The 14716-nt window shown below is 46.5% G+C and carries 12 protein-coding genes; 7 read left to right on the top strand and 5 right to left on the bottom strand.

Annotation, left to right across the window (positions count from 1 at the left end; genetic code table 11):
* Positions 1-11 precede the first annotated feature (11 nt).
* The 5 genes from FC652_RS07980 to artP all read right to left on the bottom strand — a co-directional run bounded on the left by FC652_RS07980 (position 12) and on the right by artP (position 3695).
* The gene (locus FC652_RS07980; protein WP_011152529.1) at positions 12-572 is read right to left on the bottom strand and encodes a pyridoxamine 5'-phosphate oxidase family protein; all 561 of its coding nucleotides are present in this window, start codon (positions 570-572) and stop codon (positions 12-14) included.
* A gap of 183 nt (positions 573-755) precedes the next feature.
* The gene (gene artM, locus FC652_RS07975; RefSeq protein WP_015728208.1) at positions 756-1424 is read right to left on the bottom strand and encodes an arginine ABC transporter permease ArtM; all 669 of its coding nucleotides are present in this window, start codon (positions 1422-1424) and stop codon (positions 756-758) included.
* Positions 1421-2110: an arginine ABC transporter permease ArtQ gene (gene artQ, locus FC652_RS07970; RefSeq protein WP_176298154.1), complete on the bottom strand. Its 690-nt coding sequence runs from the start codon at positions 2108-2110 to the stop codon at positions 1421-1423. Before artQ ends, artM begins: the two co-directional genes overlap by 4 nt.
* Position 2111: 1 nt before the next feature.
* Positions 2112-2843 (bottom strand): arginine ABC transporter substrate-binding protein, encoded by a 732-nt coding sequence (locus FC652_RS07965; protein ID WP_045595878.1) that lies wholly within the window; start codon positions 2841-2843, stop codon positions 2112-2114.
* 123 nt (positions 2844-2966) lie between these two features.
* On the bottom strand, positions 2967-3695 hold the full coding sequence (artP, locus tag FC652_RS07960) for an arginine ABC transporter ATP-binding protein ArtP (protein ID WP_011152524.1): 729 nt from the start codon (positions 3693-3695) through the stop codon (positions 2967-2969).
* Between the two features lie 282 nt (positions 3696-3977).
* Here artP and FC652_RS07955 point away from each other — a divergent pair, with 282 nt between their 5' ends.
* The 7 genes from FC652_RS07955 to FC652_RS07925 all read left to right on the top strand — a co-directional run bounded on the left by FC652_RS07955 (position 3978) and on the right by FC652_RS07925 (position 14632).
* Positions 3978-4484 (top strand): copper resistance protein NlpE, encoded by a 507-nt coding sequence (locus FC652_RS07955; RefSeq protein WP_011152523.1) that lies wholly within the window; start codon positions 3978-3980, stop codon positions 4482-4484.
* Positions 4485-4768: 284 nt separating this feature from the next.
* Entirely contained in the window at positions 4769-5236 is a 468-nt protein-coding gene (locus FC652_RS07950) for a DM13 domain-containing protein (protein ID WP_103185966.1), read from the top strand.
* Positions 5237-5401: 165 nt separating this feature from the next.
* Positions 5402-6247: a mechanosensitive ion channel family protein gene (locus FC652_RS07945; protein ID WP_176298153.1), complete on the top strand. Its 846-nt coding sequence runs from the start codon at positions 5402-5404 to the stop codon at positions 6245-6247.
* 323 nt (positions 6248-6570) lie between these two features.
* Complete coding sequence (locus tag FC652_RS07940) at positions 6571-8607, top strand: EAL domain-containing protein (RefSeq protein WP_176298152.1); 2037 nt, start codon at positions 6571-6573, stop codon at positions 8605-8607.
* Positions 8608-9041: 434 nt separating this feature from the next.
* Entirely contained in the window at positions 9042-10121 is a 1080-nt protein-coding gene (locus FC652_RS07935; RefSeq protein WP_176298151.1) for an efflux RND transporter periplasmic adaptor subunit, read from the top strand.
* Positions 10121-13216 (top strand): efflux RND transporter permease subunit, encoded by a 3096-nt coding sequence (locus FC652_RS07930; protein ID WP_176298150.1) that lies wholly within the window; start codon positions 10121-10123, stop codon positions 13214-13216. The genes FC652_RS07935 and FC652_RS07930 overlap by 1 nt, the downstream gene beginning before the upstream one ends.
* Positions 13217-13357: 141 nt before the next feature.
* Positions 13358-14632 carry an MgtC/SapB family protein gene (locus FC652_RS07925; protein WP_176298149.1) on the top strand — a complete coding sequence of 425 codons (1275 nt, stop codon included), beginning with the start codon at positions 13358-13360 and terminating at the stop codon, positions 14630-14632.
* Positions 14633-14716: the final 84 nt, after the last annotated feature.

The following is a 14716-nucleotide window of genomic DNA, read 5'->3' as shown; positions in this document are numbered from 1 at the left end:
GGCTTTTTTTATCAATTCTCGATACCCGTGCGAATGACAATTTCCGTTTCAAAACCATCAATACTTTGCTGATTTTTCTTGCGCCAATAGGCCTCAATGCCTTCTTTGCCTTGTTTCTCTGACCATGCCGCCAGTTCGTCTCGATCACCTTGATAATCAAACAATGGAACCGACATTCCACAAGAGGATTGCACTAGGTTGATGTCCAACACAAATAGTTGCCGCGTAGCGACGCTGGCCGGGAAAAGGGCAAGGTACTTTTGCCATAGTGGGTCAGTTTGATGAAGTACGGTGGCGTTGCCGTAAGTGCGAAGAATCAAGGGTGCGCCTTCAAACGCACACCACATGAGAGTCATGCGTGGGTTTTTAATCGTATGAGCCGCGGACTCGTTACCACTGCCCGTTAAGTTTTGCCAAACAATGGTTTTATGGTCGATAACTCTTAGCGAGTCTCCTCCTTTTGGGGAGAGATTGACGCTGCCTGTTTCCGCGGCGGTTGCGACGAAGAAAATCTTTTGCTGTTGAATAAAGTCGATGTGTTGCGGCGTTAACTCCAAATACTGTTTTCCCATCTCTTCTCCTAAAAAATTGGCATTGCGATAGCATTACTTTAGAGCAAAAGATAGGCAACGAAGAGGGGAAAAGTGAGAACGCGGCTAGTTGTCGTCAAAAAAGCGACCGAATAGAACATTTAGCGGCTAAATGGCCGAAAAGATGGAAATTTTTCGGCCGAAATGTGATGCAAGATAGGCTTTTCAGTGTGCTTCAAACGCGAGCGCTTTTTTCTCTACCTGGCGGAAAATCAGCGTCATGATGGCGTTGATGGTGAGATAAAAAGCACCGGCCACACCAAATACCGTCAAGGTATCGTACGTTTGCGCATTAATGCGTTGCGCGTATCCCATCAGATCCATGATGGTGATGGTGCTCGCTAACGAGGTACCTTTGAACACCAAAATGACTTCGTTGGAATAAGCTGGTACGGCGCGGCGCAGTGCGTAAGGTAGCAACACCTTCAATGTCACGAATTTGTTCATCCCAAGCGCGCGACAAGCTTGCCACTGCCCTGATGGAATCGCGTTGAATGCGCCTTTGAACAATTGGGTGCTGTATGCGGCCGTGTTTAGAGCCAGTGCCAGCATGGCACAAAACCAAGGCTGGCTTAGCCATTGCCAAACAAAGCTGTCGCGAATGGCGTCAAACTGGCCTGGGCCGTAATAAATCAAAAAGATCTGTACGAGCAGTGGCGTGCCGGTGAACAAGGTAATCACGCCGCGACTGAACCAGTGTAAGAGAGGTGTGCGTAGAATAAGCGTCGCGGTCATCAGCAACGATAAAATACAGCCCACCAATAGTGAAACCGCTGTCAGCTCAAGGCTGGTGACTAAGCCTTCTAACAGTTGCCAGAGATGTTGTTCTTTCATGCTTTGGCTCCTTGATCAAGACTCAGTCCTTGTGCGGAAAATTTGGTATCGATGATTTTTACTGCGCGCTGGGTTACAAGCGTGATGACTAAGTAAATGGCCGCTGCGGTGGCATACCAAGTAAAGGCTTCATGAGTGGCCGCCGACGTCAGTTGCGCTTGCTTGAGAAGATCCGTCACGCCGATTAATGACACCAACGCCGTGTCTTTCAATAACACCAACCATTGGTTGGTGAGTCCCGGCAGCGCATGGCGCACCGCTTGGGGTAACACAATTCTAAAAAAAGTACGACTTTTGCTCATGCCTAGAGCACTGGCCGCTTCACGTTGGCCTTTATTAACGGCTTTCAATGCGCCGCGAATGGTCTGAGAAGCGTAAGAAGCAAAAATCAAAGAAAGGGCAATCACACCAGAAAGAAACGGGCTTACCTCGATAAAATCGCCAGTCAGTAGAAACAGAACTTGTGTTGAGCCAAAGTAGATGAACAGCACCACCAAAAGCTCAGGCAAGCCGCGTAGCACCGTCACCAGCGCAGTAGTTGGCCATTTCACTAGTCGGTGGCGAGTCATCTCGCCACCGGCGAAAACAACCGCTAACACTAAACCGACGGCTAAGCTGACCAGCGCAAGCTGGATGGTCATCCAGCTTGCTTGGGCGAGAGAAAGAGAGTAACCCGTTAATGCCATATTAGTTACCGAAGTACTTGTTGAAGATTGCTTGGTATTCGCCGTTTGCTTTCACCGCTTTTAGAGCGGCATTCAGTTGGTCGACCAAGGCTTGGTTGTCTTTGTTGACCGCGATACCAAAGCCATTACCAAAGTATTGTGCGTTGGTGACGTGCTCGCCGACATAAGCGAGATTGTTTTCTTTCTTGAACCATTCAGCCACAACCGCGGTATCACCAAACACGGAATCGATACGACCATTTTTCATATCAAGAAACGCATCTTGATAGCTTGCGTATGGTACGGCAGTAACGCCAGCCATTTGTTCTAGCAAAAAGCTTTGGTGAGTAGAGCCATTTTGTACGCCTACACGCTTGCCTTTCAGTGCTGCTTGGTCGGCGACCTTGCCTGCAAATGACACGAAAGCCGCTGAGTTGTCGTAGTACGCATCGCTAAAAGCCACTTGTTCTAAACGTGCATCGGTAATGTCCATCGCTGAGATTGCTGCGTCATAACGTTTGAATTTCAGAGCAGGAATCAAGCTGTCGAAGGCTTGGTTATGGAAGGAACAGCTTGCGTCCAGTTGCTTACAAAGTGCGTTCGCTAAATCGACGTCGAAACCTTGGATTTGATTATTCTCATCCATGTATTCGAATGGTGCGTAGGTGGCTTCCATCGCAAATTTAATCTCTTGTTGCGCTGCTGCATTGGCAGAAACAAGGCCGATAAGGGACGCCAGTAAAATCTTTTTCATTGCAATACTCCGTGTCTATCTGTGCGCTGACGTCAAAGACGAACAGTCAGCTTATCGTCATTTCCGTTCTGTTCAGGTTTGGCGTGATTTGTCGCCATCAAACTAAACCGATTGGATGGGTTGTTAGTGTTTTAAATATTCGGCAAACGCGCGGGTTTGCGGTTCGCTGAAAGCTTGTTTGGTGCCGTGCTCAACGATATGACCTTTTTCGAGATAAAGGACATGGCTAGCGATTTTCTTAGCGAAATCGACTTCGTGAGTAACGACAACTTGGGTGATGCCAGTATCACTCAGGCCTGAAATGATCTTCACGACTTGATTCGTGATTTCAGGATCCAAAGCGGCGGTAGGTTCATCAAAAAGCAGCACTTCCGGTTTCATCATTAATGCTCTCGCGATCGCAACACGCTGCTGTTGGCCACCAGAAAGTTGCAACGGCCATGCATCCGCTTTATCCGCTAGCTGCAAGGTCGCCAAAATTTCTCTTGCTTGCTCAATCGCCTCTGCTTTAGCGACGCCCAGTACTCGTATCGGCGCTTCAATCAGGTTCTCAATCACAGTGAGATGTGGCCAGAGGTTGTATTGTTGAAACACCATGCCGACTTTTCGACGCAGCAGCAGGCCATCGGCTTCACTTGGAGAAGAAGCAAAATCAAAGGCTTGATTCGCGATGGTCAGTTGGCCGTTGTCTGCGGATTCAAGTAAGTTCAACACACGCAGTAGAGAACTCTTACCCGCACCGCTTGGGCCAAGTAAAACCAATGTTTCGCCTTTCGCACACTCAAAGCTAATGTTGTGCAAAATTTGGTTGGAACCATAAGATTTATTAACGCTTTTTACTTGAATAGACATGCTACTAATCTGCATCGGTTGTCATTTTGGCTTATGCTAGCATTTTTGCGGATCTATGCAATAAAAATGTATAAAAATTTAGTTTGTTAAATTATTGTTCACTATTTAATCGCTTTAGTAGTGTCTCCTACTGGTGTGAGCAGTTGGCGTTTTCTTGGCAACACAATATTGACATTGCAGAGAATTTCTAACCGGAAACGATCACAGCATGACTTTCTATTGACGTGAAAATTGAAAGGCTCGCTACTATAGAGTGACAGTGATGGATATGGAGAATATCAAATGAAAAAGACAATGTTAGCGTTAGGTGGTGTGGTGATTCTTTTAGCGGGCTGCCAAGATGACAAGCAAGCACAAGCCCCTGCAGCCACGCCTAGCGAAGAGACACAAGCTGTTGTCGTGGTGGAGCCTAACCAATCTGCGGATACGGATGTTGTGACCACTGAAACGTTTGTCGATAGTGCGCACAATGCGAAAAACGCATTGGACTGGAATGGTACGTATACCGGTACTCTACCTTGCGCCGATTGCAGCGGTATCGATGTGACCTTAACATTGAACAACGATGGCAGTTACGTTTTAGAAGAAACTTACCAAGGCAAACAAGATGGTACGTTCAAGTCTGAAGGCCACTTTAACTGGGACGAGAGTGGCAGTGTGGTGACATTGGAAGGAGAGGGGTCACTGAACCAATACTTCGTTGGCGAAAATGTGCTGATGATGCTCGACATCAACGGTCAGAAGATCACGGGTGATTTGGCTGATTTCTACCGTCTTAAAAAGCAATAAGCAAAGGTGAAACGGATCCCCTATCAGGATCCATGTTGAATGCTCTAATCTAGTCCGAGGGTGATAACCTTCGGACTTTTCTTTCTCTTGATGTGTATTGATTTGATGTTGCTGATACCGCCTAGATCCCAGCATTTTGAAGTCACTAGGGTATATACTCTCTATTCATTCACCCAATTTAAAACCAACATCACCCATCGTCACGACAATCTTTGATTCGCCAAGCGTTACACGTTGAAGCACGTTAAAAGTTGATGATAGAAAAAGAAACAGGAACACAGAACATGAAATACGGACTTTTAATCATTTCTCACATCGCGATGTTGGTTTGTGGTATTGGGTTAGGGATTTATCTTCTGCCGATTTTGATTCAACCTACGAGCCCCTCTCAACAGGCGGTTGCAAGCGTCATGCTTGCCCCAAGTTATCAAGGGGAATTTAGCCGCGATCGTGCTGACAGCGATTTCTTACATTGGGGAGAAGGCAAGCTTGTGATTGATGCGCAAAGTATTGCTTTTTCGGGTGAACTCGCTCCAGGTCCCGACTATAAGCTTTATCTATCGCCAACGTTTATTGAGACAGAAGCTGACTTCTTAGCCAACAAAGAGCAGTTGGTCCGTGTTGGAGATGTCAAAACATTTGACCGTTTTATTCTGCCCATTCCAAGTGATGTGGACGTGGCAAACTACACAACGGCGATTGTATGGTGTGAAAGCTTCGATCAATTTATCTCGTCAGCCAAATATCGTTAACACCGCGTTGACTACGGTGACACCAACAAGTGTCAAACGATGGCGGGATTGACTGATTTTCCCAAAAGTTAACGTTTTTATCACTACCAATTTCCATTAATGTCGGTTTTTTTATAGAGTAGCGCGCTAAAGTACAGAACATCATTTACACACCGGGGTTTTAGAGTGGAAAAAGTACAGCTGATCATTGAATTCTTATTGCAGCATAAGCTTTTCTTCACAGCATTGATCATCATCTTTGTTGTTTTAGTGAGACAAGTGATCTTGGCTCGTATTCGTGGCGAAGTGGCCTTCATCACGGAAAAGCAACGTAGCTGGATGTCTCGCACCAAAAACGGTGCCTTTGCCATCACCAGTTTAATTCTGTTTGTTTTGTGGCAATCGGAAATCAACCAGTTTGCGCTATCGGTGACCGCCATTGCGGTAGCGATTGTGGTGGCGTCAAAAGAAATTATTCTCTGTTTTACTGGTTCGATACAGCGTGCTAGCTCACGCTCATTTCGCGTAGGGGATTGGATTGAAGTAGGAAAAATATCAGGTCAAGTGATTGATCATAATATGATGGCAACGGTGATCCAAGAAATAGACTTAAACCACGGTCAATATCATTACACTGGAAAGACAGTGACATTGCCCAACAGTATGTTTTTTACTTATCCGGTGAAAAACTTAAATTTTATGAAGCGTTATGTTTATCATAACTTTGCCATTGTTGTGCCTGACTTTGTCAATCTCTATCCAATGTTAGAAGAGTTGGAAAATAAAATAGAAGAACATTGTCATTATTTTTCGGACGTTGCGAAACGTTATAATGCCATGATCGAAAAACACGCAGGTGTAGATTTGCCTGGTGCGGAACCACATATTCACATCTCGAGTGCGCCAGCAGGTGAGCAAGTCGTTAATTTCATGATTTTTTGCCCAACAGAAAAAGCAGTACACTTAGAAAGTCTGATAAGACAAGATTTTATGTCGCTCTATCAATCCCGTCATCCTAATGCGATAAATTGAAAAATTCTATCGTTACGATTGTATTTTCAAATGGTAATTATCGAGTTTGGGGCGTATTGTTCACGCCCCAAGATTCATGCTAATGATAATTTGGGTTTATTTGTTTTAATTTAATATTATTTTTATTTCTATGATTGGAAATAAAAATATAATCTTGCCTAAGTTGAAAGAGCAACTTTCTTCTGTCTACAGTTGAACTCAAATGGAATTACGGTGTGGCTAATTTTTCTAAATAAGTCATGGTATTTATTTTAATGATGATTTGTAATTTATGGATTGTTATTAAGAATGCAATGGCTTGATGTTTGAAATCATCTGGTCTAATGAAAAAATTACCCTTACTCTCGTTACTAACAAAATTATCAAGCAATGCTTATTTAAATGGTCTGTGTAATACCTTTGTTGTTTTACTACCAATTTCCCTCATCTCTGCGTTTAGCACGCTGATCAGCAATCTTCTTGGTTTGATTGGGTATGACGATGTCGCTGGGCAAGTGTTACGAGCCAGCGACATTGTGTGGCGCCTTTTTCCCATTCTTTTACTGGTCTACTACAGCTTATTTTTAGCATCGCTGCACAAACTTTCCAAAGTCACCGTTATTACCCCTGCGCTGCTGATCTATTTTTTGGTCTGCCACAACTGGGGTTTGCTACAACAGGGCACGATTGTGCCGAGTAACTACCCGCTGGCGATCATCATTCCAGTATTAGTGAGTTTGACCATTCGCTGTGCTACACAGCGTGGCTGGTTTGTAAATTCTGGTTTACCGAATGTGGTTGATCAATCACTTAATCTTGTCGCTTCGACATTTTTGTTGGTGGTGCTCTACAGCATTCTCAGTTTCTTGTTAAGCACAGCCGTCGATCTCACGCAGGTCTCTGAGTGGATGCTACCGTCGCTGACCTTGGATTGTTTAACCCATGGCGTTGTCTATGAACTGGCGAGAAACTTGTTTTGGAGCTTGGGCATCAATGGACACATTGTGCTTGCACCATATAAGGCTGAGCTTTATGAAATGACGCAGGCGGCATTTCACATTAGCGCTCAAACAGGCGAACCGTTGCCAATTTTAACCAGCAATTTCTATGATATTTACGCTGGCATCGGTGGGGCTGGAAACACCTTGAGCTTAGTGATTTGCATGGTTTTACTGACGAAACATAAAGCTTACCGTTCTTTAGGTTTGGCGGTATTGCTTCTTAGCGTGTTTAACATCAACGAGCCGGTGATTTTCGGCTTGCCCATCATGTTCAACCCTATTTTGATTGTTCCGTTCCTATTGGTCCCTGTGTTTGGCTTGGTCGTTGCTTACTACGCTACGTTTTTCGGATTGGTGCCACCAATCTCTGCGGTCATCAGTTGGATGTCTCCGCCGATTTGGAGTGGTTACATTGCCACTGGTGGTCATCTGTCGGCGGCGATTTTGCAAATCATCATCATTTTGGCGGGGATCCTGATTTATTATCCATTCTTCCGTCGCATGGACCACATTGCCAGTACGGATAGCACCTTGTTTAAATCCGCTTCGGACGATTTTTTTGACTATGAAGCTATCGAACAAGGCCGACGCACAAGCCCGCTTTTTCCCAACATGATGGAAAAATTCTCAGCTCAACAACGGGTGGCTCAACTGAAGGCAACTGGCAATTTTGTGTTGTTTTATCAGCCTCAGTTTGACTTGGAGCATCACAGGATTAATTCGGTAGAGGTGCTGATTCGACATCAAGATCATGATGGAAAAATCTCCCCCCCTTATTTTCTCGATGATTTTCGAACGCTGAAGCTGACGACAGAACTGGATCTGTGGGTTGTCAGGACGGCCTTAATCGAGGTGTCACCGTTGGCGGTGAACTGCTGTTTTAAAGTGTCGATCAATATTTCTCCAGAAACGTGCTTGATTCCCAACTTCGCTGAACTGGTGATCAGCATGATTGAAGAAAGCGCATTAGAGTTTACTCAAGTGGAACTGGAAATCACCGAAGAGTTACTGATTCAAGACGCACAAAGTACGCAGAGGGTGCTGAATGCGCTTAGAGAAAAAGGTGTCAAAATCGCGCTGGACGATTTTGGCTCGGGCTATTCCTCGATTGGTTATCTCTCCAAGTTTGAGTTTGATAAAGTCAAAATCGACCGTTCATTGGTACTAAACCTCGACAATCCAAAAGGGCAAGAGCTTTTTCGCTTAACCAGTGAACTGGTTAAAATCACTGGCGCAGAGATCGTCGTCGAAGGCGTTGAAACGGAAAACGAGTTACGTTTTATTGCTCAGCAGGGCATTCAATTGGTTCAGGGGTATTACTTCTACAAACCGATGCCGTTTTGTGACGTCGCAAAACTTGCCTTTAACGACCGCTGTTAACGGTTCTTAAGATGTCTAACATTTCGATAAAGCGGACACTATTGCTCATTTGATGATGAAAGCCCCTCTACAAACAATGTGGGGCTTTTTATCGTAATCTCTTCCCAGGATAAACAACAGCGGTATGGTTGACGTTGTTGATAGTCCCGTAACCGCCGCCAATCAATGCTCTGGGCGGGCTCATAAGACTGTATGCTTCGACCGCTAACCAATAACACCAAGTTTTCTTAGTATGATATTGATTTTTTATATCTATTAAGAATGAATCTATCCCAAAATCCACTTTTGCTACTGCTCAAATCCGCAAAGTAAGCAAGAATAGACTTAGAGTGTAAACTTTTAAGTTTACCTTTTGCATTTTTTAAATAAAATAAACTCGTAAGTTTACTTTTGGCTGTATAACTAGGTGGAAAATGGCTGTGGAAAAAACGTTTATGAGTGGAAGGCGAAGCAAAGCACTGTTGGTCTCAATGATTTCATCAGCGATGTTAATGGGTTGCAGTGAACCGGCAGCGGATGTGATCAGTGTGCCTGTTGTTCGTCCTGCGTTGGTTGAGCAAGTTGCATCGCAACAGGCACAAACACTGAGTTTCAATGGTGTTGTGCAAGCGGCAGAAAGAGCCGATCTCGCCTTTCGTGTTTCTGGTCGTTTGACACAGCTGTTGGTCAACGAAGGAGACATGGTGAAGAAAGGTCAATTACTGGCCCAGCTTGATGCTCGCGATGCGCAAACCGCGCTTGCTTCCGCTCAGTCAGAGTTTGATAACGTGCAAGTTGAATATGCCCGTGCTAAGGCGGTGTTTGAGAAAAGTCGCGCCATCACCCAAAGCGACCTAGATGCGTTAAGCACTCGCCTTAATTTGGCTAAAAACAGGGTTGAAGAAGCGCAGCGTAAGCTGGAATACACCAGTCTTTACTCGCCATTTACTGGTGTAGTGGGGCTAAAGCAGGTTGACAATCATACGCAGATTCAAGCCAATCAACCGATTATCACGTTGCACAACCTGCATCAGCTCGAGGTCTTGGTCAATATCCCAGATACCGTGATGCTGACAGAACGTCATCGCACACGAGCGTTTGCCGAACTCGCGGCGATTCCGAAGCACCGTTTTCCTTTGACCCTGAAGCACTATTCGACTCAAGCCGATGCGGCAACACAAACTTATGCCGTGACGTTGTCTTTTACTGATGTCAGTGGCTATCGCGTGCTTCCTGGGATGACGGTGAAAGTACGGCCTGATCGCACAGAGTTTGATCAAAGTGCAATGGGTGTGATGACTTTACCTTTAACCGCGGTGGTGTCAGATAACCAAGGGAGCCAATACGTTTGGGTGGTGAACAATGAACATCAAGTGCACAAACGCATTATTGAGGTGGGAAATTTGCAGCAAAATCGCATTGAGATTAACGCCAACTTACAGTTGGGGGAAACCGTGGTGATAGCGGGCACGAGCGCCTTGAGCGAAGGAATGGAGGTACGTCCTTATACTGAATCCGCTCAAGGAGCAATGTAATGAATATTGCCAGTTACACCATTGCGAAACGCACCAGTGTGTGGGTGCTGATTGCTTTAATCTTACTGGGAGGGTACGTCAGTTACCTGAAACTGGGGCGTTTTGAAGACCCGGAGTTTGTTATTCGTCAAGCCGTGATCAACACGCCGTATAACGGTGCCACTGCGCAAGAGGTCTCTGACGAAGTGACCGATCTGATTGAAGGCGCAGTGCAATCGCTTCAAGAATTAAAAGAAGTGAAATCGGTCTCTAAGCAAGGGATGTCGGAAGTCACTGTCGAGATCAAACTCGAGTTCGCTAAGAGTTCGGCGGAGCTCCAGCAGGTTTGGGATAAGCTACGTCGTAAGATTTCCGATGTACAGCGTCAACTGCCTCCGGGAGCTGGGCCATCGATTGTCAACGACGATTTCTCAGATGTTTACGCCCTTTTCTTTGCCGTAACCGGTGACGGTTTTTCTGATAAACAGCTGCAAGATTATGTTGATACATTGCGCCGTGATTTGGTGCTGGTGCCTGGTGTTGCCAAAACCGCGACATTGGCGGAACAACAAGAGCAAATTTTCGTCGAGATCTCTTCGGAGCGTTTGAAACAGTTGGGCATGTCGCTGGATAAAGTGACTCAAGTGCTGCAAAAGCAGAACCTGATTACAGTGGCGGGTAGCATTGAAACCGATGCGATGCGCTTACCAGTGATTCCCGATAGCTCGATCCGCTCTTTAGACGACATTCGCAACCTGCAAGTTGGGCTAGGAAGTGACAGCAAAGTGATTCGCTTAGTTGATATCGCTGAGGTGACTCGTGGCTACAAGACGCCAGCAACAATGTTGATGCGTTACAATGGTGAGCGCGCCATTGGCTTTGGTATTTCCAATGTGATGGGGGGCAATGTGGTGGAAATGGGCGATGCGGTGAAAGCACGCCTAGCTGAATTGGAAAGCCAGCGGCCACTGGGGATGGATCTTCATCTTATCTCGATGCAATCGGATTCGGTACGTGCCTCAGTGGCTAACTTTATCGACAACTTGATTGCTGCTGTTGCTATCGTGTTTGTGGTGCTACTGCTGTTCATGGGGATGCGTTCGGGCATCATCATTGGGTTTGTGCTGTTGCTGACGGTAGCAGGAACGTTGTGCATCATGCTCATCGATGACATCGCGATGCAGCGCATTTCACTCGGTGCTTTGATCATTGCGTTAGGGATGCTGGTGGACAACGCGATTGTGGTGACTGACGGTATTTTGGTGCGATTGCAGCAAGAGCCAAAGGCTGACAAGCTGACGATCGTCAATGAGGTGGTGGATGCGACTAAATGGCCACTATTGGGTGGTACGGTGGTGGGCATTTGCGCCTTCAGTGCGATTGGTCTTTCACCTTCCGATATGGGGGAGTACGCAGGCTCATTGTTCTGGGTGATCCTCTATTCCATGCTGTTAAGCTGGGTGTTTGCTGTCACAGTAACGCCGATGCTCTGTCATGACTTCTTGAAGGTCAAAACGGTGCCGAGCGATCAACCCGTTGGCGGTATGATGAGTGCGTATCGTGGGTTGCTCCGATGGGTGTTGCGACATCGAGTGGTGAGCGTGATGGCAATTCTTGCCATGCTGTTCACGTCGCTATGGGGCATGAAATTCATTCCACCTGGTTTTATGCCGGATTCACAACGTGCGCAGTTTGTCGTAGATGTTTACTTACCTCAGGGATCGGATATTCGTCGAACCGAGCAAATGGTTGCAGACATTGAGCAAGATGTGGCAAGCAAAGAGGGTGTCACAAACATCACCAGTTTTATCGGTGGTGGTGGTTTGCGCTTTATGCTGACCTACTCACCAGAAGCACGCAACACCAGCTATGGTCAGTTGTTAATAGATATTGACGACTATCAAAAGATCGCGGCGCTGTTACCCGATTTGCAACGCGAGTTAGACGCCAAGTATCCCGATGCGTCGATTAAAGTGTGGAAGTTCATGTTGGGCCGTGGTGGTGGCAAAAAGATTGAAGCTGGCTTTAGAGGCCCGGATAGTGCGGTGCTGCGTGGTTTAGCTGAGCAAGCAAAATCCTTGATGATGGCAGACAATGATCTGATCGCGGTGCAAGATGATTGGCGTCAACAAATGCCAGTGGTGAGACCGGTTTACTCAACCGAAAAGGCGCAACGCTATGGTTTAACGAATCAGGAGATTAACCAAGCGATCAGCCAAACGCTGTCGGGCAAAAATGTGGGTGTCTACCGTGAAGGAGATGACTTAATTCCGATTGTTTTGCGCGCACCGCAAGAAGAACGCCAACACGCTAGAGCGATTGAAAATACGTTGGTGTTTAGCCATTCAATTGGCCAATCCGTGCCCGTTAGTCAACTGATTGAATCGGTGGATGTGGTGTGGCAAGACGCGATTTTACGCCGCATCGATCGCGTACCAACGATATTGGTGCAAGCCGATCCTGCGCCGGGAGTCATGACTGGCGATGCGTTTAAGCACATTAGAGCGAAAATTGAGGCGATTCCTTTGCCTCCGGGTTATGAGCTAACTTGGTATGGTGAGTACAAGGCTTCGAATGACGCCAATGAAGGTTTGGTGATATCAGCACCATATGGGTTCTCTGCCATGATTCTCTCGGTCATCTTTATGTTTAACGCCTTGAGACAACCGCTGGTGATTTGGCTCACTGCACCACTCGCCGTGATAGGTGTGACCATCGGCCTAATTGTCTTTCAAACCCCGTTCGAGTTCATGGCGATTCTCGGTTTTTTGAGTTTGATCGGTATGATGGTGAAAAATGCGATAGTTTTGGTGGATCAAGCGGATGTGGAAGCTCGATTGGGTAAGCCAGCATTCCAAGCCATCATTGATGCTGCGATGAGCCGAGCAAGGCCAGTATTATTGGGCGCATTGACCACCATCTTAGGCGTTGCGCCATTGCTGGTGGATCCATTTTTCAAGAGTATGGCGGTCACCATCATGTTTGGTTTGTTGTTTGCAACCCTGTTGACATTGGTGGTTATCCCGCTGTTTTACGCCATCTTGTTTCGTGTTAGACCCCTGGACGGAAAAGAGACACAGATGGCGTCACCCGCGAAAATAGTGACCCACGGCTAAGGCAAAGACAAACGCTATTCAACAGGGTAGCGTTTGTTTTTTCAGCTTTTTCTCACCGATTGTATGCAACGGATGCCACTTCACAGAACCTTTTACAAAAGTAGTTAAACTTAAGTTACCCCATCGTCAAAGGAGTCTCTTATGGATTTCAATGAACTGGTCAGTGGTCAACATCAAGTCTGGAATGTCATTATCGCTTTGTTGCTCGGTGCCATCATTGGTACACAGCGTGGCTGGGTAATGAGAAACAGCGCCGAAGGCAGTCGTGTTGCTGGAATTCGGACGTTCTCTTTGGTGGGTCTTTTTGGTGGTTTAACCACGCTACTGGCCAGCCACACCTCACCGTTTGTGCTTGGCTTTGCCCTTATTGCGTTGGTTGCGCTTGCCTCTATCGCCTTCATCATTCAGCAGAAAAATAGCAAAGACATCAGTATTACTGGTGTGGTGAGCCTGCTCGTGACTTTTGTCATTGGCAGCCTTGCGGTTGCTGGGGAAGCTGTGTTGGCAGCGTCTGCCGCCGTAATTACCGCGGTGGTGCTAGACAATAAAAAAGAGCTACACCAAGGCCTACAACGATTGCAAGAATACGAGCTAGACGCCGCATTGCGGCTCATGATGATCTCCGTGGTGTTATTGCCTTTGTTACCCAATCAAACTTATGGTCCTTGGAACGCCCTTAACCCTTATGAGATTTGGTGGATGGTGGTGTTGATCGCTAGCATTTCATTTGTCGGTTACTTCGCGATTAAGATCGGTGGTGCGAAACGTGGCGTGCTGTTCACCTCGGTCTTTGCAGGCTTAAGTTCTTCAACGGCATTAACCTTACAGTTCTCCAATCTATCGCGGGAGGAGCCCAATATTAGCCCTTTGCTGGCGAGTGGCATTTTATTGAGCTGCGGTACTATGTTTCCTCGTTTACTCATTGTTTTGTCTGTGCTCAATCCGGCTTTAGTGGCTCATTTATGGCCGATTGTCTTGGTCATGATGGCCGCGCTTTATCTACCAGCTTGGTGGATATGGCGCTACAGTGAAGTGGCGTTTAACGAACAACCTGGCAAACAGACTAACCCGTTAGCGTTACAGTCGGCGTTGTTCTTTGGTGTCATTTTGGCGGTGATCATGTTGCTTTCACATGCGCTGTCTGATTGGTTTGGAAGTGCGGGCACGCTCATGCTGGCTGCGCTTTCGGGTATCACCGATGTGGATGCGATATCGCTGGCCTTGGGGCGACAAAGCACACAGGGGTTAAGTGTTACCACTGCAACACTGGGAGTTTTTATCGCCGCATCGGTGAATACGCTAGTCAAAGGTGGCATGGTGATGGCCATTGGTGATCGCAAACTCTGGATCCGTGTTGGGCCTATTATGTTGTCCAGTGTGGTGATTGGCGCTTTGGTTTTTTGGCTGACGAACTAAACGAAAACCTGAACAGCCGTGTTGAAACAGAGGCCCAGCATGAGCTGGGCCTAGGACATTATGGAAGGTTGACAATATGATTCT

The sequence above is a fragment of the Vibrio sp. 05-20-BW147 genome, from assembly GCF_013369385.1.
Lineage (GTDB): Bacteria > Pseudomonadota > Gammaproteobacteria > Enterobacterales > Vibrionaceae > Vibrio > Vibrio floridensis.
The sequence above is the reverse complement of the archived record's forward strand: the minus strand, read 5'-3'. Positions and strand labels throughout refer to the sequence as shown.